This is a genomic window from Pseudomonas trutticola BRTCR10, assembly GCF_056155105.1.
In genome coordinates this window covers 6,101,388-6,127,610 of the sequence record NZ_CM149552.1, presented here as the reverse complement: position 1 = coordinate 6,127,610, position 26,223 = coordinate 6,101,388, and the positions used below count along the sequence as shown (strand labels likewise).

The window sequence follows — 26,223 nt, the reverse complement described above, 5'->3', positions numbered from 1 at the left end:
CATGTGGGCACTCATTGAAAACGGTCTGGAACACAACGGTCTGGTCACTGCTTTCGCCTTCGTCGGCGTGATCATGTGGGTGTCGGTGATTCTCTCGAAACGTCTTACGTTCGGGCGCATTCACGGCTCGGCGATTGCCATTGTCATTGGTCTGGTATTGGCCTGGGTCGGCGGCACCATGACTGGCGGGCAGAAGGGCCTGGCGGATCTGACGCTGTTCTCCGGTATCGGCCTGATGGGCGGGGCGATGTTGCGTGATTTCGCGATCGTCGCCACCGCGTTCGAAGTGCAGGCGACCGAGGCGAAGAAGGCCGGGATGATTGGTGTGATTGCGCTGCTGCTCGGTACGATCCTGCCGTTCATTGTCGGCGCGAGCATGGCCTGGGCGTTCGGTTATCGCGATGCGGTGAGCATGACCACCATTGGCGCGGGCGCGGTGACTTACATCGTCGGGCCGGTGACGGGGGCGGCGATTGGTGCGAGTTCGGATGTGATGGCGCTGTCGATTGCCACCGGGTTGATCAAGGCGATTCTGGTGATGGTCGGCACGCCGGTCGCGGCGCGCTGGATGGGCCTGGATAACCCGCGTTCGGCGATGGTGTTTGGCGGGTTGGCCGGGACGGTGAGCGGGGTGACGGCTGGGCTGGCGGCGACGGATCGGCGGTTGGTGCCTTATGGGGCGTTGACGGCTACGTTCCATACCGGGCTTGGGTGTTTGCTTGGGCCTTCGTTGTTGTTCTTCATTGTTCGCGGGATTGTGGGCTGAGCCTCTCTCACTGATCGTTCCCACGCTCTGCGTGGGAATGCAGCCCGGGACGCTCTGCGTCCCAAAGCGGACGCGGAGCGTCCATTGAGGCATTCCCACGCGGAGCATGGGAACGATCATGGGGTGATCTGCCGATTGGCATACATCCGACACTCCGCCAACAACGCCAGCAAGTTCGGATCCCTCTCCTTGGCCTTCAAGAACACCACGCCAATGTGCTGCTGCAACCGATACTTCTCCTGCAACGGAATCAGCTTCACCCGATTCTCATACACCGCTGCAATCCGCCCCGGCAGTAACGCATAACCCACCCCCGAACTGACCATGCTCAGCAGCGTGAAGATGTCATTCACCTGCATCGCCACTTTCGGTTCGAAGCCCGCCTGCTTGAACACCCGGTTGCCGTCCTGATGGGTGGCAAAACCCTGGGTCAATGTGATGAAAGTTTCATCGCGCACCTCGGCCAGATCGACTTCGCTGCGTTGCGCGAACTTTGAATCCGCCGGGGTGGCGAGGAAAATATCATCGGAGAACAGCGGGATCTGCTCGCAGTCCGGGTCGTTGATGCTGTCGTCCAGCGACACCAGAATCGCGTCGACTTCCATGTTCTTCAGCTTGTAGAGCAGGTCAATGTTCGAGCCGAGGATCAGGTCGATGTTGAGTTCGCTGCGGCGGATCTTCAGGCCCATGATCAGTTGCGGTACGGTCTTCACCGTCAGCGAATACAACGAGCCAAGCTTGAAACGTTCAGCGGAGAACCCGGCGGCTTCGCGGGTCAGGCGTACGCTTTCGACCACGTCCTGAATCAGCTTCTGTGCGCGTTCTTCCAGCACATAAGCGCTTTCCAGTGGTGTCAGGTTGCGGCCTTCGTGCTTGAACAGCGGACAACGCAGGGCGTTCTCCAGCGAGTGAATCGCGCGATGCACGCTGACATTGCTGGTCTGCAACTCGGCAGCGGCGCGGGCCAGATTGCCGGTGCGCATGAAGGCGAGGAACACCTCGAGTTTTTTCAGGGTCAATTCTTCGTCGATCAGCATGGCGCGGACTCTTTTTGGTATCGGCCGATTGTGCCCAATTAACCGGGCACGCGCAGGTTCGCGTTGAACAGAAACATTGCGCTTTTACGCTCAAGGCCCGAGCCTTGCGCGCTGCGGTAATGAATATTGAGGTGAGCGATACATGTATCACGGAGAACGATTGAACGCCTGGACCCATCTGGTCGGGGCGGTGGCGGCTTTTATCGGCGGGGTGTGGATGCTGGTGATCGCCAGCCTGGATGGCAGTCCGTGGAAGATTGTCAGTGTGGCGATTTACGCTTTCACCCTGCTGGTGCTTTACAGCGCATCGACCGTGTACCACAGCGTGCGCGGGCGCAAAAAAGCGATCATGAAGAAGGTCGATCACTTTTCGATCTACCTTTTGATTGCCGGCAGTTATACGCCGTTCTGTCTGGTGACCTTGCGCGGGGTGTGGGGCTGGACGTTGTTCGGGATTGTCTGGGGGCTGGCGCTGATCGGGATTTTGCAGGAGATCAAACCGCGTTCCGAGGCGCGGATTCTGTCGATCGTGATCTACGCGGTGATGGGCTGGATCGTATTGGTGGCGGTCAAGCCATTGATTGCGGCGCTGGGCACCATCGGGTTTGCCTGGCTGGCAACCGGTGGGGTTTTGTACACCGTGGGGATTATCTTTTTTGCCCTGGACCACCGGTTGCGGCATGCGCACGGGATCTGGCATCTGTTCGTCATCGCCGGGAGCCTGCTGCACTTTGTGGCGATTATGTTTTACGTCCTGTAGACCGAGGCGCTGCCAATCGCTGGCAAGCCAGCTCCCACAGGGGTCAGTGTTGTTCACAAAATTTTTGATCAACGAAGCACCTGTGGGAGCTGGCTTGCCAGCGATGGCGTCCTAGAAATCACCCCAAAGTTGTTGGGCCACCGCCAGTGCAACCACCGGCGCGGTCTCGGTGCGCAACACTCGCGGGCCGAGGCGGGCGGCATGGAAGCCGTTGCCCTTGGCCTGCTCAACCTCAGCATCCGTCAGCCCACCCTCAGGCCCGATCAGAAACGCCAACGTCGCCGGTTTGGCATGGCTCACCATCGGCTGGGCAACCGGATGCAACACCAGTTTCAACTCGGCTTCGGTCTGTTTGATCCAGTCCGCCAACAGCACCGGCGGATGAATCACCGGCACCCGCGAACGCCCGCATTGCTCACAAGCGCTGATCGCCACCTGACGCCAGTGCAGCAGGCGTTTGTCGGCGCGTTCGTCCTTCAGGCGGACTTCGCAGCGGTCGCTGAAGATCGGGGTGATTTCATTCACGCCCAACTCGGTGGCTTTCTGGATCGCCCAGTCCATCCGCTCGCCACGGGAAAGGCCCTGGCCGAGGTGGATCTGCAGCGGCGATTCGACCTGGCCGGGCAATTGTTCGTCTATCTGCACGACGACGCGTTTCTTGCCGACTTCTACCAGCGATCCGCGAAACTCATGACCGGAGCCGTCGAACAGCTGCACCGCATCGCCCTCGGCCATGCGCAGCACGCGGCTGATGTAATGCGCCTGGGCTTCCGGCAGTTCGTGTTCGCCAGTGCTCAGGGGGGCGTCGATAAAGAAGCGGGACAGTCTCATTTCGGGTCTCTAAAAAATTGGCGCGTACTTGCTGTATGCAGAGTTTTGTGGCGAGGGGATTTATCCCCGATGGGGCGCGGAGCACCCCCTAAATCAGCAACCGAGTTCTTCAGTTGAAATGTGCGATCCGGGATTGGGGCGGCTTCGCCACCCATCGGGGATAAATCCCCTCACCACAGGGTTCTTCTCAAACCTTTAGATGGAGATCAACCCGGATCGCGGAAACCGGGGTGAAAGTCTTTCGGCACCGCCACGCTGACACTGTCACGCGTAGCAATGTCGATACCTTCGCTGGCGACTTCGGCGAGGAAGTCGATCTGCTCGGGGGTGATCACGTACGGCGGCAGGAAATACACCACGCTGCCCAGCGGCCGCAGCAACGCGCCACGCTCCAGCGCATGCTGGAACACCTTCAAGCCACGGCGCTCCTGCCAAGGGTAGGCCTCTTTCGTGGCTTTATCCTTGACCATCTCGATGGCCAGCACCATGCCGGTCTGGCGCACTTCAGAGACGTTCGGGTGATCGACCAGATGCGCCGTCGCCGAGGCCATGCGCTGAGCCAGTGCCTTGTTGTTCTCGATCACATTGTCCTGCTCGAAGATATCCAGCGTCGCCAACGCCGCCGCGCACGCCAGCGGATTGCCGGTGTAGCTGTGCGAATGGAGGAAGGCGCGCAGTGTCGGATAGTCGTCGTAGAACGCGCTGTAAACCTCGTCGGTGGTCAGGCACGCCGCCAGCGGCAGGTAACCACCGGTCAGGGCCTTGGACAGGCAGAGGAAGTCCGGACGGATGCCGGCCTGCTCGCAGGCAAACATCGTCCCGGTACGGCCGAAGCCGACGGCGATTTCGTCGAGGATCAAATGCACGCCGTAGCGGTCGCAGGCCTCGCGCAGCAGTTTCAGATACACCGGGTGATACATGCGCATGCCGCCGGCGCCTTGAATCAGCGGTTCGACGATCACTGCCGCAACACTGTCATGATGCTCGGCCAGGGTTTGCTCCATGGCCGCGAACATATTGCGCGAGTGCTCTTCCCAGCTCATACCTTCAGGGCGCCCGTAGCAATCCGGGCTCGGCACCTTGATGGTGTCCATCAGCAGCGCTTTATAGGTCTCGGTGAACAGCGGCACGTCGCCGACCGCCATCGCCGCCATGGTTTCGCCGTGGTAGCTGTTGGTCAGAGTGACAAAGCGCTTCTTGGCCGGCTGGCCGCGATTGAGCCAGTAGTGAAAGCTCATTTTCAGCGCGACTTCGATGCAGGACGACCCGTTATCGGCGTAGAACACCCGGTTCAGGCCCTCGGGCGTCATCTTCACCAGACGCTCGGACAACTCGATCACCGGTTGATGGCTGAAGCCAGCCAGAATCACGTGTTCCAGTTGATCGACCTGATCCTTGATGCGCTGGTTGATGCGCGGGTTGGCGTGGCCGAACACATTGACCCACCACGAGCTGACCGCGTCGAGGTAGCGCTTGCCTTCGAAGTCTTCGAGCCAGACGCCTTCACCGCGCTTGATCGGGATCAGCGGCAGCTGTTCGTGGTCTTTCATCTGGGTGCAGGGATGCCACAGCACCGCGAGATCGCGTTGCATCCACTGGTTATTCAGGCCCATTTACAGTCTCCTCGAGGCGGCTCGCGTCTGGCGCGGGCAAACAATCGCGCAAGCCTATGCAATGCATCGCGTCGGGACAACCCATTGTGTCGATTGAGCTACTTTGTATGGGCCGATAGACGTCGCTGGCGGCGTTTTGATGGCTGACGTATTCTTCGCGGTTCTTTGGGTCGTCTGACCCGCAAAACTGCTTTTTCCTACGTGTTTTTCCGGAGTTCGCTGAATGTCTGTCGGTTGGCTGCGCGCCTGTGCGCTGGTGATGTTGGGGCTGTTCAGCGTTACGGCGCTGGCCAAGGATAAAACCGCAATCGTGATCGGCGGCGGCCTGTCGGGCCTGACCGCCGCTTACGAACTGCAAAACAAAGGCTGGCAGGTCACGCTGCTGGAAGCCAAGCCAAGTCTGGGCGGTCGCTCGGGCATGGCCACCAGCGAGTGGATCGGCAACGACAAGACCCAGCCGGTGCTGAACAAGTACGTTTCGACTTTCAAGCTGGGCACCACGCCAGCGCCGGAATTCGTGCGGACGCCGGGTTATCTGATCGACGGCGAGTATTTCTCTGCTGCTGATCTGGCGACCAAGCAACCGGCCACCGCCGATGCCTTGAAGCGCTATCAGAAAACCCTCGACGATCTGGCGCGTTCGATTGATGACCCGCAAAACCCGGCGGCGACCAACACGCTGCACGCACTGGATCAGATCAACGTGTCGAGCTGGCTCGACAAGCAGAACCTGCCGGCCACGGCGCGTCAGTTGATCAACCAGGATATCCGCACTCATTACGACGAGCCTTCGCGCCTGTCGCTGCTGTATTTCGCTCAGCAGAACCGCGTCTATCGTGGCATCTCCGACCGTGACCTGCGCGCTTCGCGTCTGGTCGGCGGCAGCCAGGTGCTGGCGCAGGCGTTCGTCAAACAGATCAAGACCATCAAGACCAACTCGCCGGTCTCGGCCATCACTCAGGACAAGGACGGCGTGACCGTCAAAGTCGGCAGTGTTGGCTACCAGGCCGACTACGTGGTGCTGGCCGTGCCACTGCGCGCGCTGAACAAGATTGCGCTGACCCCGGCGCTGGACGCTCAGCACCTGGCCGCGATCAAGGGCACCAACTACGGCTGGCGCGACCAGATCATGCTGAAGTTCAAGACTCCGGTGTGGGAAAGCAAGGCGCGCATGTCCGGCGAGATTTACAGCAACGCCGGTCTGGGCATGCTCTGGATCGAGCCAGCGCTGAAGGGTGGCGCCAACGTGGTGATCAACCTCTCTGGCGACAACGCCCGTGTGATGCAGGCGTTTGGCGACAAGCAGATGGTCGATCAGGTGCTGATCCGTCTGCACGCGTTTTATCCACAGGCCCGTGGCTCGTTCACCGGTTATGAAATCCGTCGCTACAGCACCGACCCGTCGATGGGCGGCGCCTACCTGGCTTACGGCCCGGGCCAGATCAGCAAGTTCTGGCGTATCTGGGAACGTCCGCTGCAACGCGTAGCGTTCGCCGGCGAACACACCGACACCTTGTACCCGGGCACACTGGAAGGCGCGCTGCGCACCGGTCAGCGTGCCGCCAGTCAGGTTGAAGATCTGGCAGCTGGCAAATCGTTTGAACCGGCGAAAGTGGTGCCGGCCGCAGCAGCGGCAGGCGCGGCGGGTGCCGTGGCAGCGAAGAAGGGCAACTTCTTCAGCAATCTGTTTGGTGGTTCGGATGACGAGAAGAAGCCTGAGCCTGTGAAAGCGCCAGAGCCGGCTCCAGCTCCGGTCGCTCCAGCGCCTGCGCCGACCCCGGCACCTGCGCCAGCTCCGGTGGAAGCACCGAAGCCTGCCGCTCCGGTGAAAGCCGAGCCTGCGAAGAAAGCGGCGGCCAAGCCAGCGGCGAAGAAGCCTGCGGCTAAAACCGAAGTGAAAAAGCCTGCGGCGAAACCGGCAGCGAAGAAGGTTGAACCGGCGAAGAAGCCAGCAGCCAAGCCTGCTGCAGCGACTGAGACCAAGGCGCAGTAAGCCTTTGCTCCCATAAAAACGCGGCCTTCGGGTCGCGTTTTTTTTTGCCCTGCATTTTTGTCCTTCGCCATCCGGTCACGAGGCCTACTTGTGTACCGGAGCCTTCCCACAAAGTACTCAGAGTGAGGTGATAGCGGGTGCCCCAGCGCCAATTCTATGCTGGGAAAAATAGGAGGCATTCGATGAAAACGTTCACGCTCATGCTTTTGCTGATTGCACTTCCCGGTTGCTCCAACGGGCATTTCTTTCCTGGCGGTTATAGTTCTGAGCTCGCGCATAAATGTCAGATAGATCCCTACAGCGCCGATTGTCTGCAACCGCCGGCGGTACTTCATAACTAATCAGCCATGAATAGGGGCCGGTTACTTGAAGAACGCTTTCCCGTTCGGCAGTTTCCCTCAGCCACTTTGCTTGGGCTTGTGCAGGCACCCGAGAATTCAGCAACGATCATTTGTCCAGACACACCACGTCGAAATCACCTTTAATCCTTCCTTAATTCACTACTTTCAGACTCTTGATCGTATTTCTCGATATTTCAAAGCGAAATTTTCCGCTTTAATTCGATAGATAACTCGCTAGTCTTGGTTCGCAGTTCTCACAGGATTTGGGCAATGCAGCTACGTAACTCTTCTTCGCGCTATGGTTGGGTCAGCATCTTCATGCACTGGGGCGTGGCGCTGGTGGTCTTCGGGCTGTTCGCGTTGGGTCTGTGGATGGTCGGGCTGGATTACTACAGTACCTGGCGCAAAGACGCGCCGGATCTGCACAAGAGCATCGGTCTGGTGCTGCTCGGTGTGATGGTCTTGCGGGTTGTGTGGCGCTTTATCAGCCCACCGCCGCCGACGCTGCAAAGCTACAGCCGCATGACCCGCATCGGCGCCAAGTTCGGCCACGGGTTTCTGTACCTCGCGTTGTTCGCTGTGATGATTGCCGGATACCTGATTTCCACCGCAGACGGTGTCGGGATTCCGGTGTTTGGCCTGTTTGAAGTTCCTGCACTGGTCTCCGGGCTACCGGATCAGGCAGATACCGCTGGGGTGATTCATCTCTGGCTGGCGTGGGCGCTGGTAATTTTTTCCGGTCTCCATGCGTTGGCAGCATTGAAGCACCACTTTATCGATCGTGATGCGACCCTGACGCGAATGCTCGGTCGCAAAGCCTGAAGTTCAACCTCGACTCAAAGGAAAAGAAAGCATGTTGAAAAAGACTCTGGCCGCTCTGGCAATCGGTTCTGCACTGCTCTCGGCTGGTCAGGCCATGGCTGCGGATTACAAAATCGACAAGGAAGGCCAGCACGCCTTCGTTGACTGGAAAATCAGCCACCTGGGTTACAGCTTCATTCACGGTACGTTCAAAGACTTCGACGGTACTTTCTCGTGGGATTCGGCCAAGCCTGAAGCCAGCAAGATTGCCGTTGACGTGAAAACCGCCAGCCTGTGGTCGAACCATGCCGAGCGTGACAAGCACATCGCCAGCAAAGACTTCCTCGACGTGGGCAAATTCGCTGACGCCAAGTTCGTCTCCACCGCCGTCAAGTCGACCGGTGACAAGACCGCTGACGTGACCGGTGACCTGACCCTGCACGGTGTGACCAAGCCTGTGACCTTCAAGGCCACGTTCAACGGCGAAGGCAAGGATCCATGGGGCGGCGAACGTGCTGGCTTCAACGCCAAGACCACGCTTAACCTGAACGATTTCGGGATCAAGGGCCCAGGTCCTTCCTCGCAAACCGCGGACCTGGACATCTCGCTGGAAGGTGTGAAAGTTAAATAACTTTCCCCGGCCACATAAAAACGCCCCCGATCGAAAGACCGGGGGCGTTTTTTATTGCCTGCGACACATACACACATCCCCTGTGGGAGCGAGCCTGCTCGCGAAGGCGGCGGGTCAGTCAGCAATGATGTTGGCTGAATGACCGCTTTCGCGAGCAGGCTCGCTCCCACAGGGGAGATGCGGTGATTCAGGGGTATTTGTGGCGCCATAAAAAATGCCCCGACTCTTTCGAGGCGGGGCATTTTTCAATGCGGCGTCAACTCAGCGATTGCGGGTCAGCAAGGCTGGTTTTTCGCCACGCGGACGGCTTGGCAGTTGATCGAGCTGCTCAGGTGTCGGGAAGCGATCAGCCTTCGACTCCTTGTGCATGATCTTCGGGCCGGTGCTGCGCGGGTTCTGCACTGCCGGTTCGCTGCGTGGCTGATCGTCACGGGCCGGACGACGGTTGCGCGAGGACGAGGCGGAGTCGTCGCGACGACCCGACTGACCGTCACGCGGCGCACCATTGCGTGGGCCGCTGCGTTTGCCCGGCGGGGTGCCGGTGCTCGAACCGTTGCTGTTGCGCGGACCGTTCTGCCGACCTTGCGGCTGACCGCCGCGTGGTGCGCCGGCACCAGCGCCTGCACCTTGAGCCGGTGCGCCTGGACGACGGCCACGGCCGCCGGCAGGGGCAGGCTTGGGCACGTAGTCAACGCGGTTGCCGAAGTTATCGATATCGTCGTCGAGGAACTCGTCCGGTGCACGATCAGCTGCTGCGCGTGGCGGTTGGCTCGGACGCTGTTCGCGGGCCGGAGTACCTTCGCGTGGCTTCTGCTGACGGGCAGGGCGTTCGCCGCGTTCGCCGGCAGGTTTCTCTTTGCCCTTGTCCTTGCCTTTGTCTTTACGACCGCCGCCACCGCCGCCGCCATTCGGGCCGTCGCCGCGAGGACCACGGGAATTGCGCGGGTTGCGCACGTCGGGACGTTCGCGCACTTCAGGCTTCTCGGCCTCGATGGTGCTGGAGTCGAAGCCCATCAGATCGCCGTCGGCAATCTTCTGTTTGGTCATGCGTTCGATGCTTTTCAGCAGTTTCTCTTCGTCCGGTGCGACCAGCGAAATCGCCTCGCCCGAACGACCGGCGCGGCCAGTACGGCCGATGCGGTGTACGTAATCTTCATCGACGTTTGGCAGTTCGAAGTTGACCACGTGTGGCAACTGGTCGATGTCCAGACCGCGAGCAGCGATGTCGGTGGCGACCAGAATGCGCACTTCGCCAGCCTTGAAGTCGGCCAGGGCTTTGGTGCGAGCGTTCTGGCTCTTGTTACCGTGGATCGCCACAGCCGGCAGGCCGTGTTTGTCCAGGTACTCGGCCAGGCGGTTGGCGCCGTGCTTGGTGCGGGTGAACACCAGCACCTGTTCCCAGGCGCCTGCGGTGATCAGGTGCGCCAGCAGCGCACGCTTGTGGCTGGCCGGCAGACGGAACACGCGCTGTTCGATGCGCTCGACCGTGGTGTTCGGCGGCGTCACTTCGATGCGTTCCGGGTTATGCAGCAGCTTGCCGGCAAGATCGGTGATGTCTTTGGAGAACGTTGCCGAGAACAGCAGGTTCTGACGCTTGGCCGGCAGACGTGCGAGGACTTTCTTCACGTCGTGGACGAAGCCCATGTCGAGCATGCGGTCAGCTTCGTCGAGGACGAGGATTTCAACGTGGGACAGGTCAACGCTGCCTTGGCCGCAGAGGTCGAGCAAACGACCCGGGCAGGCGACGAGAACGTCGACGCCACGGGACATGGCCTGAACCTGCGGGTTCATGCCGACGCCGCCGAAGATGCAGGCGCTGACGAATTTCAGGTCACGGGCGTAGATCTTGAAGCTCTCGTGTACCTGGGCCGCGAGTTCGCGGGTCGGGGTCAGGACCAGGACGCGCGGTTGGCGCGGGCCGTGACGCTGGGATTTGTCCGGGTGACCGTTGGGGAACAACCGCTCCAGGATCGGAAGGGCGAAGCCGCCGGTTTTACCGGTACCTGTCTGAGCCGCAACCATCAGGTCGCGACCTTGCAACACGGCGGGAATAGCCCGCTGTTGCACCGGAGTAGGCTCGGTATAGCCCGCATCTTCGATGGCGCGGACTAAAGCCTCGGAGAGACCGAGGGAAGCAAAGGACATGAGTAATCCTGTTTTAGTTAGGGCTTGGCCCAATGGGAGTCTTGCCTGGCGCGAATCACGTTTAAGAGGACGCAATCCCGTCCGGTCCTGCTGCGGTTCCGAAGGCACGTCAGGAGCGCTCGCGCGGGCTGAAAGCTGCGCTGTAGCGGGTCGAGAGGCCTGTTACGGTTCCGGGCGTCCGGGCGTGAGCCTGGCGGGAACGCCGGAGTATAACAGAGCATTCATTGCGCGCTGCTTTCCTGCTGCTCAACGGTTTTACTGTTGGCCGAGGCATTGCCCAGCGGTGCGACAACGTTGGGCGCCGCGCCATAGCGTGCGCTCAGCTCGGCGTACGCTGGTTCGCGCTTGAATCGCTTGAGCTCGGCACCGAAACGCTGCACCAGCAAATCCATCCCGGCATTGCGCCGAACCGCAAGAAACTGGCTCTGACGGCTAATGACTGTGGGGTTTTCGCTGATCTGATCGCGAATATTCAACTGATCGAGCAAATGCTGGCCGACGCGGCGGTCGGTGATCAGCAGGTCAATGCGTCCACGCAGCAGTTTGCCGAAATTGGCTTCGTGGGTCGGTGCCGGTTCGCGGGTAAACAGTGTCGATTCGCTGAAGTCGGGGCTGTACAGATAACCCGGTGAGGTGCCGATGGTCAGGCCTTTGAGTTCTTCGAGGTTGCTGAAGGGGTGCGGTCGATCGTTGGCGTAGAACATCACGAACTCGACATCCGACAGCGGTTCGCTGGGGTAGAGCAGGGTGGCATCGCGCTCGTCACTGTGGAAGATATCCAGTGCGCCGTCGGCCTGACCGGTTTCCAGCATCGACAGGCAGCGTTTCCATGGCAGGAATTGCCATTCGACTTCAATGCCCAGGCGCTTGAACACGATGGCGGTGGTTTCGTAGTCGAGCCCGAGGTTTTTGCCGTTCTCCTCGTAGACATAAGGCGCCCACGGTTCGGTGACAATGCGCAGCTTCTCGCCTCGAGCGGCGAAGCTCAGGCAAGCAAAAACCAGCACGGTGAATAACTGCGCGATCAAAGGCATGGCTTGAGATTACGACGAGAAACGTGAAAGAGCCAGAAAGTGGCCGCACAAGCTCTAATTCGCGGATTCAAACGCAAAAAATCGCAGCAACGACAACCCCTGGAGGAGCTGCCGAAGGCTGCGATCTCTTGATCCTGCTTGTAACGCTTAACGCGGTAACTTCAGGTTATTCCAGATCGCCAGGCTAGGCTCAGCCTGGTTCATGGAATAGAAATGCAGTCCCGGCGCGCCACCTTGCAGCAGGCGCTCGCACATCTCGCTGACAACTTGCTCACCAAAGCGCTGAATGCTTTGGCTGTCATCGCCGTAGGCTTCCAGTTGCTTGCGGATCCAGCGCGGAATTTCCGCACCGCAGGCATCGGAGAAGCGCGCGAGTTTGCTGTAGTTGGTGATCGGCATGATTCCCGGTACTACCGGAATATCCACACCCAGCGCCTGCAAACGGTCGACGAAGTAGAAGTAGCTGTCGGCGTTGAAGAAATACTGGGTGATCGCGCTGTCGGCGCCAGCGCGGGCCTTGCGCACGAAGTTGGCGAGATCGTCTTCGTAATTGCGCGCTTGCGGATGCATCTCCGGGTAAGCGGCGACTTCGATGTGGAAGTGATCGCCGGTTTCTTCACGAATGAATTCAACCAGTTCATTGGCGTGACGCAGCTCACCGCTGGTCATGCCCATGCCGGACGGCAGGTCGCCACGCAGGGCAACGATGCGCTTGATGCCGGCAGCCTTGTACTCGTTCAGCAGGCCGCGCAGGTCGTCCTTGCTGTCGCCGACGCACGACAGGTGCGGTGCGGCCGGTACTTTGACTTCGCTTTCCAGTTGCAGAACGGTGTTGAGGGTGCGATCACGGGTCGAACCACCAGCGCCATAGGTGCAGGAGAAGAAATCGGGATTGTACGTTGCCAACTGACGGGCAACGTTGAGCAGCTTTTCATGCCCAGCATCGGTCTTGGTCGGGAAGAACTCGAAGCTGTAGCGACGGTCTTGGGACATGGAGGGAGCCTCCAGCTACAAGCTGCAAGCTTCAAGCTGCAAGAGCAGCGGAGGTGCGCCGGTCTCTTGTGCCTGAAGCTTGCGGCCTGACACTGTTTTGAAATAGGGGCGGAGCCTCAGGCTTCGCACGGCAAGTTCGGCTTTTGACCTCGCTTGCCGCTTGAAGCTAGACGCTCGCAGCTGCTCTTGTCTTAGTAGCGGTAAGCGTGCGGCTTGAACGGGCCTTCGACGGTGACGCCGATGTAGTCAGCCTGTTGCTTGGTCAGTTGAGTGACCACGCCGCCGAAGCCGCGAACCATTTCCAGGGCCACTTCTTCGTCGAGTTTCTTCGGCAGTACTTCAACGGTCAGACGCTCGGCTTTCTGGGCTGGTGACAGGTCGGCGTACTTCTGGCCGAACAGGAAGATCTGCGCCAGAACCTGGTTGGCGAACGAACCGTCCATGATGCGGCTCGGGTGACCAGTGGCGTTGCCCAGGTTCACCAGACGGCCTTCGGCCAGCAGGATCAGGTAGTCGTCGTTCTGCGCATCGAAAGCGCCCGGGCCGGTACGGTGGATCTTGTGTACCTGTGGCTTCACTTCTTCCCATGCCCAGTTCTTGCGCATGAAAGCGGTGTCGATTTCGTTGTCGAAGTGACCGATGTTGCAGACAACGGCGCGCTTCTTCAGGGCTTTGAGCATATTCGCGTCGCAAACATTGACGTTACCGGTGGTGGTCACGATCAGGTCGATCTTGCCCAGCAGCGCTTTGTCGATGCTTGCTTCGGAACCGTCGTTGATACCGTCGATGAACGGCGAAACCAGTTCGAAACCGTCCATGCACGCTTGCATGGCGCAGATCGGGTCAACTTCGGAAACCTTGACGATCATGCCTTCCTGACGCAGGGACTGCGCGGAGCCCTTGCCCACGTCACCGTAACCGATGACCAGCGCTTGCTTGCCGGACAGCAGGTGGTCGGTACCACGCTTGATCGCGTCGTTCAGGCTGTGACGGCAGCCGTACTTGTTGTCGTTCTTGGACTTGGTCACCGAGTCGTTGACGTTGATGGCCGGGATTTTCAGCTCGCCCTTGGCCAGCATGTCCAGCAGACGGTGTACGCCGGTGGTGGTTTCTTCGGTCACGCCGTGAACGCGATCCAGAACCTGTGGGTACTTGTCGTGCAGCAGCTGAGTCAGGTCGCCGCCGTCGTCGAGGATCATGTTGGCGTCCCATGGCTGGCCATCCTTCAGGATGGTCTGCTCCAGGCACCACTCGTACTCTTCTTCGGTTTCACCTTTCCAGGCGAAAACCGGGATACCGGCAGCGGCGATAGCGGCAGCAGCCTGATCCTGAGTGGAGAAAATGTTGCACGACGACCAGCGCACTTCGGCACCCAGGGCAACCAGGGTTTCGATCAGCACGGCAGTCTGAATGGTCATGTGGATGCAGCCGAGGATCTTGGCGCCTTTCAACGGCTGTTCGCCGGAGTACTTGCGACGCAGACCCATCAGAGCCGGCATTTCCGATTCGGCGATGATGGTTTCGCGACGGCCCCAGGCAGCCAGGGACATGTCGGCAACTTTGTAATCGTTAAAATCTGCAGGCGTGATAACAGCGCTCATGAAGAGCCTCCATTCGTAATGTATGCGAATGGGCGCCGTTGTGCGTTTAGTGTCCGGCCAAGGCCAGTCAACGCCCCATCCGAGCCTGACAGGTTGAACCTGCTGCAGCGCCCCTCGGACAGGTGGCGGGAAAACGGTATCAATTGAAGATGACCGTTTTGAAACGGGGGCGATTATAGCCGTCTAGACTGATCTTCCAAAGGGTTTCTGTCGGCCAAATGAAGATCGCTAATAGCGACCATAGTAGAAGGCTCATGGAGCATGACCGATCAGTCTGCCAAGATGGCGCCCATCTTTCGGCAAACGCTCAGGAGTGAACATGAATTTCCACACCCGCAAATGGGTAAAACCCGAAGACCTGAACCCTAACGGCACCTTGTTCGGCGGCAGCCTGCTGCGCTGGATCGACGAAGAAGCGGCGATCTACGCCATCGTGCAGTTGGGCAATCAGCGCGTGGTGACCAAGTACATCTCCGAAATCAACTTCGTCAGCGCTTCGCGCCAGGGCGACATCATCGAACTGGGCATCACCGCCACCGAATTCGGCCGCACCTCGATCACCCTGACCTGCGAAGTGCGCAACAAGATCACCCGCAAGAGCATCCTTACGGTCGAGAAAATGGTCTTCGTGAACTTAGGCGAGGACGGCCTGCCGGCACCGCACGGGCGGACCGAGATCAAGTACGTCAAAGACCAGTTCAAGGAAGATGAGCTGGTCAGCAACTGACATCGGCGGCGCTCCGATCGCGGGCAAGCCACGCTCCCACAGGTTCAGCGCAATCCCCTGTGGGAGCGGGCTTGCCCGCGATGGCGGTTTTGAAGTCAGCACATATTTGTCTGACCACTGAACAGCTGTGAATGGCGCGGGTCGTAGCTGAAAGCCCCCACTGGTTCCCCCGCCATGAGCACCCCGACAGACGGCAAGACCCCCAACCTCTCGACCGATGAAAAACATGAAGTCGAGAAAAGCCAGCCGCCCCGCGCGGCGGTTCTGCACGAGATCATCCGCACCCAAGGCGACCAGGAACTGGAGCGAAGTATTGCCGCACTGTGGTGGTCAGCGCTGGCCGCAGGGCTGACCATGGGCCTGTCGCTGATGGGCATGGGCCTGCTCAACTCGCGCCTGCCCGAAGGTGACGAGTTCAAGGTGATCGCCAGTTTTGGTTACTGCGCGGGTTTCCTCGCGGTGATCCTCGCGCGCCAGCAACTGTTCACCGAGAACACTCTTACCGCCGTACTGCCGGTGATGACCAAACCGACCCTGCGCAATTTCGGCCGGTTGATTCGATTGTGGGGCGTGGTGCTGTTCGGCAACCTGTGCGGCACCATTCTGGTGGCGTACGTGATGCTTGAACTGCCGATCTTCGACACCAGGACCGACCAGGCCTTCCTTGAAATCGGCCGCAAGGTCATGGAAAACCACGCCAGCCAGATGTTCGCCAAGGGCATCGTCTCCGGCTGGATGATCGCCACCATGGTCTGGATGATCCCGTCCATGGAAAGCGCCAAGATGTGGATCATCATCCTCATCACTTACCTGATGGCGTTGGGCGACTTCACCCACATCGTGGTCGGTTCGGCGGAAGTGTCGTATCTGGTGTTTGCCGGCGAACTGCCGTGGAGTGATTTCTGGATGGTGTTCGCCGGGCCGACGCTGGCGGGGAATATCATCGGCGGCAGTTTCATCTTCGCCCTGATCAGCCATGCGCAGATTCGCAGCGAAAGCGGCGTGCCCAAGGCTGACAAGTCAGACCCTGGCGCACCCCGCGCAGATGACCGCGACAGCAAGACTCAATAGTTTCAAGCTTTGAATGAGGGGCTGACCGGCTCGGCGGTCGGTTTACCTTCAGGCATCTTGAGCTGTCCTTCCCAGCGAGCGATGACCAGCGGCGCCAATGCATTGCCCAACACATTGAGTGCGGTGACAGGCATGTCCATCAGTCGATAGACGCCAGCGATAATCGCCACGCCCTCCACCGGCAAGCCGGCGGCGGTCAGGGTCGCGGTCAGAATGATGAACATGAAGCCCGGCACACCCGCGGCGCCTTTGGACGTCAGCACCATGATCAGCACCAGCATCGCCTGATCGGCCAGACCCAGGTCGATGCCGTAAGCCTGGGCGATGAACAGCGTGCCCAGTCCGGCGAACAGTGATGCGCCATCCAGGTTGAACGAGTAGCCCAATGGAATGACCATGCTGGTGATAGGACGCGGCGCACCATAACGCTCCATCTTCTCGATCAATTGTGGCATCACCGTGGCCGAAGCGGCGCTGCTGTAAGCCAGCAGAAGTTCACTGCGAATTTCCCGAATCAGGTGGAAAAAGCGGATCCCGGCCATGCGCGCTACCACCCCCAGCACGCCAAGCGCGAACAGCAGCACTGCCACGTAAGTGATACCGATCAGTTTGGCCAGCGGCAGCAAGGCACTGAGACCGAAGCTGGCGACGGTGACGCCGATCAGGCCGAAGATGCCGATCGGCGAATAGTGCATGACCAGATGCGTGACCTTGAACATGGTATCCGAAACCGCCTGCATCACCGCGATCAGTGGCGCCTTTTGCTTTTCGGGCAGCATCGATAAGGCGCAGCCGAACAGGATGGCGAAAAACAGTACTGACAGCAGTTTGCCTTGGGACATGGCCAGCACGATGTTATCCGGAACGATGTTGACCAGCGTTCGGCCCAGATTCTGTGTGTCCCCCGCAGCGGCAAGGCCGGTGACCGGTGCTTGCAGCGTGCTGCTGAAGTCCGCACCCGCGCCGGGCTGGAATACATTACCGACGATCAGCCCGAAGACGATGGCGATGCTGGTGATCGTGAAGAAATACACCAGCGTCTTGATCCCGACGCGTCCGAGCGCCTTGGTGCTGCCTGCCCCGGCGATGCCGACCACCATGCACGCAAAGACCAACGGTACGACAATCATTTTCATCAACCTGATAAACAGATCCCCCGCCGGCTGCAACAGGTTGTCGATGAACCAGATCTTGTGTTCGGGAAACTGATTGAGAAGGATGCCGACGATTATTCCGGCGGCCAGCCCGAGCATGATGCGAGTGACAAGGCTGGTGGGTTGTCTGGTAGTCATGGTGTACCCCTTTGTTGTTGTGTTTGTTGGGGGGAAGCTCAGTGTGCGAAGAGACCGGCGAAGTCCTTGAAGCCCTTGACCTCAATCGGGTTGCCACTGGGGTCGAGAAAGAACATCGTGCGCTGCTCGCCGGGTTCGCCGGCAAAGCGGATCACGGGTGGAATCTCGAAAGCGGTGCCGAGGCGGTTCAAGCGCTCGGCCAGTGCCAGCCATTCATCCAGCGGCAGCACCACGCCAATGTGCGGCATTAATACTTTATGTTCACCGACATGCCCGGTACGGGTGGTGGCGAAGGGTGTGCCCAAGTGCAGGGAGATCTGGTTGCCGAAGAAATCGAAGTCGACCCAGGTCTCGGTACTGCGGCCCTCAGTGCAGACCAACACATCTCGATAAAAAGTCCGCGCCTGTTGCAGATCGCAAACATGGTATGCAGCGTGAAAAGGTCTGTTCATATGATGTCCCCTAGTGAAGGAGCGCTCAGGGTAAACAGGCTGTACGGCGGGGCAAAACGGCTTCGCCTTGTTCTGAGCGAAAGGAAAACTTATGGATGTACGGTTTCTGAAAAGCCTGGTGGCCGTGGTCGAGACCGGCTCGATTGCAGCAGCAGCACGCCGCGAGAATCGCACGGCCGCCGCTATCAGTCAGCGTGTGCAAGCGCTCGAGCGCGAGTTGGGCTGCACGTTATTGCTGCGCACCGCCCATGCGGCGCGACCCTCCGACCAGTGCCTGCTGATGCTGCCGAAGATCAGGGCAATCATCGAACAGGCGCAGGCTTTACAGAGCGACTGGCACCATGACGGTCTGTCCGGAGAAGTGAAGATCGGGGCCATTTCCACCGCGCTGACGGGTGTGTTGCCCGCCTTGATCGAGCGACTGTCGCTGTCGGCGCCGGATTTGAAGCTGAAGATCACACCGGGCGACTCGAAAAGCCTTTACGAAAAAGTGCTCTCGGGTGAGCTTGACGCGGCGATCCTGGTCAGGCCGCCGTTCCAGCCGCCGAAGGCATTGGCGCTGGCCGTGCTCAAGGTCGAGCCACTGATTCTGGTAGCCCCGGCCATGCACGCCGGGCAGTCGCTGGCAACGCTGTTGCGCGAGCATCCGTTCATACGTTATGACGCACGCTCGTGGGGTGGACAGATTGCCCAGCGCTACCTGGATGAACAAGCCATTGAGCCGAACGTGCTGTGTGAACTGGATGCACTGGAGACCATCGTCATGCTGGTCGCGCAGGGGATGGGAGTGTCGCTGGTGCCGCAATGGGCCGGGATGGCGCTGGAGGGGATGTGTGTATTGCCGGTGGGCGACGGGCAGCGTTATTCGCGGGAACTGGTGGTGATGCGTGGCTCGACGCCGCACCGCCCGTTGGCGATGCGGCATCTGCTCGAGTTGCTCGGCAGTTCGTCGTGAAGGTGTTCCACGACGGGTCGAGGGGATGTATCAGTGCGCGGCTTCAGTCACGCTTGCCGGCTCGTTGCGAGTCGCGTGCTTGACCAGTTTGCCAATGGTCAGACCCTGCAACAGGATCGACGACAGCACCACGATATAGGTGATGCTCAGCAGTAGATCACGCTCCGGACCCAGTGGCAGCGCCAGCGCCAACGCCACCGAGACACCGCCGCGCAAACCGCCCCAGGTCAGGATGCGGATGGTGCCGCGCGGCACCGTGCGCCAACGACGCAGCAGGACGATGGCCGGGGCCACGGTGAGCAGGCGCGACAGCAGAATCGCCAGCGCCAGCAAACTGGCCGCCGCCACGTGCGCCCAGTTGAACGGCAGCAGCAACAGCTCCATGCCGATCAGCGCGAACAGCAGTGCGTTGAGCATGTCATCGAGCAGCTCCCAGAAGCCGTCGAGGTATTTGCGGGTCATGTCGTTCATCGCCAGGTTGCGACCGAGGTTGCCGATGATCAGACCGGCGACCACCATCGCAATCGGCGCCGAGACGTGCAGTTCGGACGCCATCGCCGAACCGCCGATCACCAGAGCGAGGGTCAGCATCACTTCGATCTGGTGCTGCTCGATGCTCTTGATCATCAGGTACACCAGATAACCGATCAGCCCACCGAACAGCACGCCGCCAATCGCCTCATGTGCGAACAGCATGGCGGTGGCGCTGATGGTCGGGGTTTCGCCGAGCTGGGCGATGCCCAGCAACACGGTGAACACCACAACCGCAGTGCCGTCGTTGAACAGCGATTCGCCGACGATGGTGGTTTTCAGCGGTTTCGAGGCGTTGGCGGTCCGCAGTACGCCGAGCACGGCGATCGGGTCGGTCGGCGAAATCAGCGCACCGAACAGCAGGCAGTAGAGGAAACTCACATGCCAGCCAAACAAGGCAAAAATGTAATAGGCGAGACTGCCGATCACGGCGGTCGCGATCAATACACCGAACGTTGCCAGCAGGCCGATGGGCCAGCGGTAGCTGCGCAAGTCGTTCAGGTTGACGTGCAGGGCGCCGGCGAACAGCAGGAACGACAGCATCCAGTTCATCAGCAGATCGCCGAAGTCGATCTGGCCGATCAGTTGCTGCACACGTTCTTCGAGGCCTGGGTAGCCGAGCAGGCTCAGGCCTTGCAGCAACAGAGAGAACATCAGTGCGGTGACCATCACGCCGATGGTCGGCGGCAGGCCGATAAAGCGGAAATTGACGAAGGTCAGGAGGGTGGTCAAACAGATAAAAGCGGCGACAAGTTCAAGCATCCGGGGTCCTTTGGATGAGGGGTGGAAAGACAGCGCACCGATTCTTCGATGCAGGGGTTGGATGGGCTGATTCGGGGCGGAGACACAATGATGTCCCCTCGGTTGGTCAGCCGCAGACATTGGTGTAGGGTCAACCGCAAAAAACAAGGAGTAGAACATGCTGGCGACAGCTCTGGTGTTGGTGGCGGCGCTGTTGCATGCGGCGTGGAATACCCTGATCAAATTCAGCGCCGAACGGCTGCTGGTGGTGGCGTGCATGGACACGGTGGCGCTGTTGTTCGTGACGCTGGCGTTGCCCTTCATCAGCCTGCCGCCGCAGGACATCTGGCCGTGGATACTGGCTTCGGCGGCGTTCGAACTGCTGTATCGCTATCTGCTGATCCAGGCCTATCGGGTCGGCGACCTCGGTCTGGTCTATCCGCTGATGCGCGGTTTGTCACCGCTGGTGGTGCTGGCGTTGACCCTGATTTTTGCTGGCGAAGTGCTGACCACCCAGCAGATCTTCGGGATCATGCTGATTCCCTTTGGCATGGCCTGCCTGCTCTGGCAGGGCGGTGGCGGCAAGCATCTGCCGTGGTCAATGTTGCCGGTGGTTGCGTTGATCGGACTGTGCATCGGTTGCTACACCTACATCGACGGTCAGGCGTTGCGGCGCTGGTCGCACCCGCTGGATTATCTGGTCTGGGTCACGCTGCTCAGTGCCTGGCCGTTCCCATTGCTGGCGTGGGTGGCCAAACGCCCGGCTTTCATGCAGTTCTGGCGTGAACAATGGAAGCTGGGGCTGACCGTCGGATTCTGCGTGTTGTTCAGCTACGCTCTGGTGCTGTGGGCGATGCAGTTGGGCTCGATTGCAGAAGCGGCGGCATTGCGCGAGATCAGCGTGATTCTGGTGGTGCTGTTTGGTATGCGCTATCTCAAAGAACCTTTCGGCCGGCCACGGCTCTTAGCCTGTGGGCTGGTGCTGATCGGCATGCTGGTGATGAAGTTCTGACCGCTCGCGAATTCTATGACTCGAAAAAAGGACGGCGTTATGACGGTGGCTCTGTGGTGTGTGTTGATCGCGATTTTTCTGCCGTATATCTGCACCGGCGTGGCGAAAGCCGTGGGTGGCTACCGGCTGAGTGACAATCACGATCCGCGCGATTTTCTGGAAAGCCTTAACGGTGTGGCTCGTCGGGCGCATGCGGCGCAACTGAACAGCTTTGAAGTGATGCCGGCGTTTGCCGCTGCGGTCATCGTCGCGCATCTGGTGGGGACTGCTGAGCTGGTGACGGTCAATGTGCTGGCGGTGCTGTTTATCACCAGTCGCCTGCTGTACATCATTTGCTATCTGGCTGACTGGGCGATCTTGCGGTCGCTGGTGTGGTTTGTGGGGATGGGGTTGATTGCTTCGTTCTTCTTTGTGTCTGTTTGATTACCGGTGTTGCTGATGGCCTCATCGCGGGCAAGCCCGCTCCCCCAGGTATCAGTGGTGAACAGAAATTCTGTGTACACCAAGGAACCTTGTGGGAGCGGGCTTGCCCGCGATGGCTTTCTAACAGCCACCGATGATCTGAAGAGTTATTTCTTCTCCGTATCGGCCACCTGCGGCACTTGCGGCAGCGCCGCACCTTTTGGCCAGAGCATCCAGATCTGCCCCTGCTGTTTCATGTCCCCGGCCAATTGCCCGGCTGCGTCGCCGGTGCCCCAGAACAGATCCGCACGAACCTCGCCGGCAATTGCGCCGCCGGTGTCTTGCGCCGCCACCGGGCGCACCAGTGCCGTCCCGTCGGGGCGCGTAGTCGACAGCCACAACAAACTGCCCAGCGGAATTACTTTACGGTCCACCGCCGCGCTGTAACCGGCAGTCAGCGGCACGTTCAGCGAGCCGCGCGGGCCTTCGTTGCTGTCCGGGTTGCGGGTGAAGAACACGTAGCTCGGGTTGCTGCCGAGGAGTTCAGGGATGCGCGCCGGATTGGCTTTGGCCCAGTTGCTGATCGCACTCATGGTGACGTCTTCTTTCTTCAGCTCGCCTTGCTCGACCAGCCAGCGGCCGATCGGCCGATATGGGTGGCCGTTCTGGTCGGCGTAGGCAATGCGCAGCTGCTTGCCGTCCTGCGTCTGAATGCGCCCGGAACCCTGGATCTGCAGAAATTGCAGGTTCATCGGATCGGTCAGGTAGGCAACTACCGGCGCTTTCACGCCTTTGGACTCGATGGTCGCTGCATCGTCGTAGGGTTTGAGCACGCGACCTTCGAGGCGACCGCGCAAGCGCTTGCCCTTCAATTCGGGATAAATGCTGTCCAGCGAGACGATGATCATGTCTTCGGGGACGCCATACACCGGCACGTTGGCCACGTCGGTGGGCGTCAGGCTGCCGGGGTAGACGGGTTCGTAGTAGCCGGTGATCAAGCCGTTGGGGTTGTCGTTTTCAGCGCGCAGGCCAAACACGTCGAGGTTCTGCTTGAGGAACGCACGAATCTCGCCGGCACTTTGTGGCACGTTGGCGGCTGCCGCACAGGTCGTGCCCCAGACCGGGTCGGCTTTGAGTCGAGTGCATGCACTGCGCCACGAGCCGAAGCCAGCGACCAGATCACTGTCGGATACGGCAGGCAGTGCTTCCCAGGTTGCGCTGGAATAAGTGGCCAGCGCATGGGTTTTCGGCTTGTCGCTGTCGCCCCCGGTGCAGCCGGCGAGAATCGCCAGCAGGGGTAGAGTCGCGATCAGTGGATGACGCCAGGCCTTGAAACGGCTGTTCATGGAGTGATTCCTGTGCCGGTTGCCCGAGTGCTCCATGCGCTCGAACAACCCGTATTTTTAATAGGGCTATTGGTGTTTGGCGGTGACGCGGGGATACTGGCCGCCGATTTCCGTGACCTGAAGCCACCATGACTCTTAAAAGAATTGCTGTTGTATTGCTGGCCTGTCTGACCTTGTCCGCCTGTGGCGGTGTCGATCCGAACTCTCCGCTGGGGCAACGCAAGGCGATCTTCAAACAGATGCTCAAGACCGGTGAAGATCTGGGTGGCATGTTGCGTGGACGTATTCCGTTCGACGGGCCGAAGTTTGCTGAAGGTGCGGTAAAGCTTGATGCGTTGTCTCATGAGCCGTGGAAGCATTTCCCGCAGGTGCGCGAAGAAGATCACACCAGCGCCAAGGACGATGTCTGGCAGAAACAGGCGCAGTTTCAGGAAATGGCTCGCACCCTTGAAGCTGCCACCGGTGAATTGGTGATCGCCAGCAAGGTCCAGCCGTACAAGGCCAGCAACCTCGGGCCTGCGGTGCAGAAAGTTGAAGATGCCTGCAGCGCTTGCCATAAGCAATTTCGGGATCATTGATCTTCAAGACTGCTGAGTAACCCTGTGGCGAGGGGATTTATCCCCGATCGGCGGCGTAGCCGTCGCAAATCCATTCAACCAGGTATGCCTGTTACAGCTGAGTTGAATGGACTTGGGGCCGCTTCGCAGCCCATCGGGGATAAATCCCCTCGCCACACGGGCATCAATTACTTGTCGATTTCGTCCAGCGCTTCCTGCAGTTCCTTGCGCGATTCGGCGAGCTTGTCTTTGCGTTTGTTGATCTTCTCGGGATCGCCTTTCTTCATGGCTTTGTCGAGGTCAGCCTGGCGTTTGCTCACTTCGTGCTTGGCTTCAAGCACCTTGTTTTCGCGTTCTTTCTTCAAGCCTGCATCAGTGCAATGTTCGGTCACTTCGCGCAGCGCAGTTTCCAGGCCCGCCTGCTGATCGGCATTGCCACGGGATTTGGCCTGCTCGATCTGGTTCATGATGCCTTGCTTCTTGGCAGCGCAACCGGTGAGGCCCGGAGCATCTTCGGCAGCCATCACGGGCGCGGCCATTACGCCACAAAGAGTGAGCAGGGCGAGCGGTGTGAGAAATTTCATAAAAGCTCCATGTGCAAAGGCAATCAGGTCGGTCGGGCACTGCGCTGTTGGAGCGCTTCGGCGGCCGTTGGGTTCCCGGCGCACCGGGATTGCATGTTCAGAAGCCGTCGATACCGGCGGCGCGTAAGGTTTGACTCAAGGCCAGCACCTGCGGGTCGCGGAAAAATGCGCTCAATTGCGCCGCGCGACCGGGGCCGATGCCGGCTTCTGCCTGCCATTGTTCGGTGTCACGTTGTGCCAGTGCCTGCCACGACTCAGCCAGCCTTGCTTCACCTGTTGGCGGCAAGCCCAGTGCCTTGAGCCACTGTGCGAATGGTCGTTGGCGGGCGCTGTGAAAACTGTAGATCAGGCGCTCACTGCTGCGGTCGCCGAAACCGGCAATGTTAGCAAGCTCTGGCGCATCGAGGGTCAACCAATCCAGCAGGTTGTTCAGGCGGCCTGTTTCGAGAAGTTTCTCCCAGGTGCCACGACCGACATGTTGCATCGCCAGTCCGTGTTTGCCACTGAGCCAGGTCAGGCGGGCGAGAAACTGGCTTTCGCAGCCGGGTGTGGGTTGCCAGCAGCTCAAGGCATGGAAGTCGCTGGCGCTGGGGATATTGATGTCCGCCCGTTCAGTGGTGCGCAACACAACGCTGTCGAGGCGCGGAATCGTCAGCCCTGCCAGGCTGATTGACACCTGGTCACCGGGCCGGATATCCAGCTCTTCCCAACGCTTCAGCGAACCGGTGCTGACCCGTTTGATCTGTCGGTCATCCAGCATGACCGGTGTCAGTTCCAGAACCGGGGTGATGCGCCCGGTGCGCCCCACTTTGAAATTGACTTTGCGCACCTCGGCCAGCGCTTGGGCGAACGGGTACTTCCAGGCGATGGCCCAATAGGGTGCACGAGCCGGCCAGCGTTCGGCGGGTGGGCGCTGGCTCTGGCGCAAAACCACACCATCGCTGGCGAACGGCAAAGGTGAGCGATACCAGTGGTCACGCCATTTTTGTGCATCGGCGAACTCGCTGACAGCGTGGCTGTAAAGTTCGTTGGCGGGAAAACCCAGTGTCGCCAATGTCGATAATCTTTCAGGCAATTGCGCAGGCCCTTGCGGCCAGTCCCAGACAAACAGTCCGATGTCGGCGGCGTGTTCGTCATTCAGGGATTTGCGTCCCATCAACCCGGCCACCGTGGCACGGGCGTTGACGCTGCCGGAACGGGCCTGCACATGCTCGTTCAGGCGCCAATACAGTTCACCTTGCACCAGCAAATCCACAGGTTGCGTCAGTTGTTGCGGAATCGCTTTGATCTTGCGCGCCGATGCCGTCCAGTCGTGTCCGTTGACCCCGTCGCCGCGACTGATTGCTTGCTGCAAAAAGCCCTCGCGATAAACCAGTGTCACTGCAACACCGTCGACTTTGGGTTGTACCCAGACATCCTTGCGATCACGCAGCCAGGCTTGCACGGCTTCGGCTTTATGAAGCTTGTCCAGGCCGGTATGGGCGATGGGGTGCACGACTGAGCCTGAGGCCATGCGCAAGGGCTCGGTCACCGCTGCCAGTTTGAAACACTGCTGTAACTGGCCCAGACGCAGGCGCGACTGGTCATAGATTTCGTCGGCAACCAGCGAGTGGCCCTGGCGGTGATAGGCATCGTCCCATTGGTCGATCTGGTTTTGCAGGGCGGTGATTTCGGTTTTTGCCTGAGTAGCTGGCCATTTCGGGCAATCGGCGTGGGCATTGAGAGCCGTACAGGCGACGAGGAAAACAAACAGCAGGCGAAGCGTGGCAAGCATCGTGAGCGTCCTTGCTCAGGGGGAATGCTTGAAGGTTAGAAGACGAAATGGAACTCGGTAGGCGGGGTGTTTTGCGGGGTGTGTCCGGTCAAGGTGTGATGTCGATCCGGCTGGCCTCTTCGCGGGCAAGCCTGGCTCCCACAGGGTTTTGGGTTGAGTTCAGAAAGTATTTCAGGCATGAAAAAGCCCCGCACGGCGCGAACCGTGCGGGGCTTTTTGTACCGCCGGGGAAG

At 59.8% G+C, this 26,223-nt stretch carries 24 protein-coding genes and 1 riboswitch; of the genes, 11 read left to right on the top strand and 13 right to left on the bottom strand.

The annotated features are described in order from the left end of the window. Position 1 precedes the first annotated feature (1 nt). Positions 2 to 766, top strand: coding sequence for a malonate transporter subunit MadM (gene madM / locus ACVVH8_RS27840; RefSeq protein ID WP_103304286.1), 765 nt, complete (start codon positions 2 to 4; stop codon positions 764 to 766). Between the two features lie 116 nt (positions 767 to 882). Here madM and ACVVH8_RS27835 read toward each other — a convergent pair whose 3' ends face one another. Continuing rightward, entirely contained in the window at positions 883 to 1,803 is a 921-nt protein-coding gene (locus ACVVH8_RS27835) for a LysR family transcriptional regulator (RefSeq protein ID WP_475227387.1), read from the bottom strand. A 142-nt stretch (positions 1,804 to 1,945) separates the two neighbouring features. On the opposite strand from ACVVH8_RS27835, the gene trhA reads away from it, so the two are divergent. Continuing rightward, the gene (gene trhA / locus ACVVH8_RS27830) at positions 1,946 to 2,563 is read left to right on the top strand and encodes a PAQR family membrane homeostasis protein TrhA (RefSeq protein WP_103304284.1); all 618 of its coding nucleotides are present in this window, start codon (positions 1,946 to 1,948) and stop codon (positions 2,561 to 2,563) included. 111 nt (positions 2,564 to 2,674) lie between these two features. Here the strand turns inward: trhA and ACVVH8_RS27825 are convergent, their stop codons facing one another. Together ACVVH8_RS27825 and ACVVH8_RS27820 are read right to left on the bottom strand one after the other, a co-directional pair. Next, a complete protein-coding gene (locus ACVVH8_RS27825) occupies positions 2,675 to 3,394 on the bottom strand; it encodes a 16S rRNA (uracil(1498)-N(3))-methyltransferase (RefSeq protein WP_475227384.1) in 720 nt (239 codons plus the stop codon). A gap of 206 nt (positions 3,395 to 3,600) precedes the next feature. Then, positions 3,601 to 5,007 (bottom strand): adenosylmethionine--8-amino-7-oxononanoate transaminase, encoded by a 1,407-nt coding sequence (locus ACVVH8_RS27820; RefSeq protein WP_103304282.1) that lies wholly within the window; start codon positions 5,005 to 5,007, stop codon positions 3,601 to 3,603. 223 nt (positions 5,008 to 5,230) lie between these two features. Between ACVVH8_RS27820 and ACVVH8_RS27815 the strand changes: the two genes are divergently transcribed. The 3 genes from ACVVH8_RS27815 to ACVVH8_RS27805 all read left to right on the top strand — a co-directional run bounded on the left by ACVVH8_RS27815 (position 5,231) and on the right by ACVVH8_RS27805 (position 8,773). After that, the gene (locus ACVVH8_RS27815) at positions 5,231 to 7,000 is read left to right on the top strand and encodes a flavin monoamine oxidase family protein (RefSeq protein WP_475227382.1); all 1,770 of its coding nucleotides are present in this window, start codon (positions 5,231 to 5,233) and stop codon (positions 6,998 to 7,000) included. 611 nt (positions 7,001 to 7,611) lie between these two features. Then, positions 7,612 to 8,163 carry a cytochrome b gene (locus ACVVH8_RS27810; RefSeq protein ID WP_213026828.1) on the top strand — a complete coding sequence of 184 codons (552 nt, stop codon included), beginning with the start codon at positions 7,612 to 7,614 and terminating at the stop codon, positions 8,161 to 8,163. Between the two features lie 31 nt (positions 8,164 to 8,194). Next, positions 8,195 to 8,773: a YceI family protein gene (locus tag ACVVH8_RS27805; RefSeq protein WP_103304279.1), complete on the top strand. Its 579-nt coding sequence runs from the start codon at positions 8,195 to 8,197 to the stop codon at positions 8,771 to 8,773. Between the two features lie 261 nt (positions 8,774 to 9,034). Here the strand turns inward: ACVVH8_RS27805 and ACVVH8_RS27800 are convergent, their stop codons facing one another. The 4 genes from ACVVH8_RS27800 to ahcY all read right to left on the bottom strand — a co-directional run bounded on the left by ACVVH8_RS27800 (position 9,035) and on the right by ahcY (position 14,546). Beyond that, on the bottom strand, positions 9,035 to 10,918 hold the full coding sequence (locus ACVVH8_RS27800) for an RNA helicase RhlE2 (RefSeq protein ID WP_103304278.1): 1,884 nt from the start codon (positions 10,916 to 10,918) through the stop codon (positions 9,035 to 9,037). A 221-nt stretch (positions 10,919 to 11,139) separates the two neighbouring features. Continuing rightward, positions 11,140 to 11,952, bottom strand: a complete 813-nt coding sequence (locus ACVVH8_RS27795) for a substrate-binding periplasmic protein (RefSeq protein WP_475227379.1) — start codon at positions 11,950 to 11,952, stop codon at positions 11,140 to 11,142. Between the two features lie 147 nt (positions 11,953 to 12,099). Beyond that, positions 12,100 to 12,945, bottom strand: coding sequence for a methylenetetrahydrofolate reductase [NAD(P)H] (gene metF, locus ACVVH8_RS27790; RefSeq protein WP_003229047.1), 846 nt, complete (start codon positions 12,943 to 12,945; stop codon positions 12,100 to 12,102). A gap of 191 nt (positions 12,946 to 13,136) precedes the next feature. Beyond that, the gene (gene ahcY / locus ACVVH8_RS27785; protein ID WP_064388105.1) at positions 13,137 to 14,546 is read right to left on the bottom strand and encodes an adenosylhomocysteinase; all 1,410 of its coding nucleotides are present in this window, start codon (positions 14,544 to 14,546) and stop codon (positions 13,137 to 13,139) included. 23 nt (positions 14,547 to 14,569) lie between these two features. Continuing rightward, positions 14,570 to 14,668, bottom strand: a riboswitch (S-adenosyl-L-homocysteine riboswitch). A 197-nt stretch (positions 14,669 to 14,865) separates the two neighbouring features. On the opposite strand from ahcY, the gene ACVVH8_RS27780 reads away from it, so the two are divergent. Then, complete coding sequence (locus ACVVH8_RS27780) at positions 14,866 to 15,273, top strand: acyl-CoA thioesterase (RefSeq protein ID WP_095137509.1); 408 nt, start codon at positions 14,866 to 14,868, stop codon at positions 15,271 to 15,273. 174 nt (positions 15,274 to 15,447) lie between these two features. After that, a complete protein-coding gene (locus tag ACVVH8_RS27775) occupies positions 15,448 to 16,344 on the top strand; it encodes a formate/nitrite transporter family protein (RefSeq protein ID WP_213026825.1) in 897 nt (298 codons plus the stop codon). A gap of 2 nt (positions 16,345 to 16,346) precedes the next feature. Here ACVVH8_RS27775 and ACVVH8_RS27770 read toward each other — a convergent pair whose 3' ends face one another. Both ACVVH8_RS27770 and ACVVH8_RS27765 read right to left on the bottom strand, forming a co-directional pair. Continuing rightward, positions 16,347 to 17,636 (bottom strand): cation:dicarboxylate symporter family transporter, encoded by a 1,290-nt coding sequence (locus ACVVH8_RS27770; RefSeq protein ID WP_475227377.1) that lies wholly within the window; start codon positions 17,634 to 17,636, stop codon positions 16,347 to 16,349. A gap of 38 nt (positions 17,637 to 17,674) precedes the next feature. Continuing rightward, entirely contained in the window at positions 17,675 to 18,088 is a 414-nt protein-coding gene (locus ACVVH8_RS27765; RefSeq protein ID WP_475227374.1) for a VOC family protein, read from the bottom strand. Between the two features lie 91 nt (positions 18,089 to 18,179). Here ACVVH8_RS27765 and ACVVH8_RS27760 point away from each other — a divergent pair, with 91 nt between their 5' ends. After that, positions 18,180 to 19,043 carry a LysR family transcriptional regulator gene (locus ACVVH8_RS27760; protein ID WP_475227371.1) on the top strand — a complete coding sequence of 288 codons (864 nt, stop codon included), beginning with the start codon at positions 18,180 to 18,182 and terminating at the stop codon, positions 19,041 to 19,043. A gap of 30 nt (positions 19,044 to 19,073) precedes the next feature. On the opposite strand, the gene ACVVH8_RS27755 is transcribed toward ACVVH8_RS27760, so the two are convergent. Further along, positions 19,074 to 20,336 (bottom strand): cation:proton antiporter, encoded by a 1,263-nt coding sequence (locus ACVVH8_RS27755; RefSeq protein ID WP_213026822.1) that lies wholly within the window; start codon positions 20,334 to 20,336, stop codon positions 19,074 to 19,076. Positions 20,337 to 20,493: 157 nt separating this feature from the next. Here ACVVH8_RS27755 and ACVVH8_RS27750 point away from each other — a divergent pair, with 157 nt between their 5' ends. Beyond that, the gene (locus ACVVH8_RS27750; RefSeq protein ID WP_103304274.1) at positions 20,494 to 21,327 is read left to right on the top strand and encodes an EamA family transporter; all 834 of its coding nucleotides are present in this window, start codon (positions 20,494 to 20,496) and stop codon (positions 21,325 to 21,327) included. Between the two features lie 39 nt (positions 21,328 to 21,366). Beyond that, positions 21,367 to 21,750 carry an MAPEG family protein gene (locus tag ACVVH8_RS27745; protein ID WP_103304273.1) on the top strand — a complete coding sequence of 128 codons (384 nt, stop codon included), beginning with the start codon at positions 21,367 to 21,369 and terminating at the stop codon, positions 21,748 to 21,750. Positions 21,751 to 21,896: 146 nt separating this feature from the next. On the opposite strand, the gene mltA is transcribed toward ACVVH8_RS27745, so the two are convergent. After that, positions 21,897 to 23,075 carry a murein transglycosylase A gene (gene mltA, locus ACVVH8_RS27740; protein WP_401303829.1) on the bottom strand — a complete coding sequence of 393 codons (1,179 nt, stop codon included), beginning with the start codon at positions 23,073 to 23,075 and terminating at the stop codon, positions 21,897 to 21,899. Between the two features lie 128 nt (positions 23,076 to 23,203). Here mltA and ACVVH8_RS27735 point away from each other — a divergent pair, with 128 nt between their 5' ends. Continuing rightward, complete coding sequence (locus tag ACVVH8_RS27735) at positions 23,204 to 23,653, top strand: c-type cytochrome (protein ID WP_103304271.1); 450 nt, start codon at positions 23,204 to 23,206, stop codon at positions 23,651 to 23,653. A gap of 167 nt (positions 23,654 to 23,820) precedes the next feature. Here the strand turns inward: ACVVH8_RS27735 and ACVVH8_RS27730 are convergent, their stop codons facing one another. Further along, complete coding sequence (locus ACVVH8_RS27730) at positions 23,821 to 24,216, bottom strand: DUF1090 domain-containing protein (RefSeq protein WP_103304270.1); 396 nt, start codon at positions 24,214 to 24,216, stop codon at positions 23,821 to 23,823. Between the two features lie 97 nt (positions 24,217 to 24,313). Continuing rightward, on the bottom strand, positions 24,314 to 25,990 hold the full coding sequence (gene ligB, locus ACVVH8_RS27725; protein WP_475227368.1) for an NAD-dependent DNA ligase LigB: 1,677 nt from the start codon (positions 25,988 to 25,990) through the stop codon (positions 24,314 to 24,316). Between the last annotated feature and the right edge of the window lie 233 nt (positions 25,991 to 26,223).